General features: G+C 71.8%; 1 protein-coding gene. It reads left to right on the plus strand.

Features of this window, described 5'->3' with window-relative positions; translation table 11 throughout:
• Nucleotides 1-259, plus strand: a 259-nt coding sequence (locus tag R0J88_RS21345; RefSeq protein WP_410901075.1) for a tyrosine-type recombinase/integrase, incomplete at both ends; no start/stop codon positions are given.

Consider the following 259-nt stretch of genomic DNA (forward strand, 5'->3'; position numbering starts at 1 on the left):
GCGATCCGCGATCAGGCAATGCTGGAACTGCTCTACGGCGCGGGCTTGCGTCTCTCGGAGCTGGTCAGCCTCGCCCTCGCCGTGCTGGAAACCCGCCGCCTGCGCGTGCGTGGCAAGCGCGACAAGCCCCGCCAGCTGCCGATCGGCTCACGCGCCCGCCAGGCGCTGGATGCCTGGCTGGTGGTGCGTGGTCAGCTCGCCGCCCGGGACGAGTCGGCATTGTTCGTCGGGCAGCAGGGGCGTCGCCTCGGTCAGCGTG

It is taken from the genome of Pseudoalteromonas sp. SIMBA_162, from assembly GCF_046535955.1.
GTDB lineage: Bacteria > Pseudomonadota > Gammaproteobacteria > Enterobacterales > Alteromonadaceae > Pseudoalteromonas > Pseudoalteromonas marina.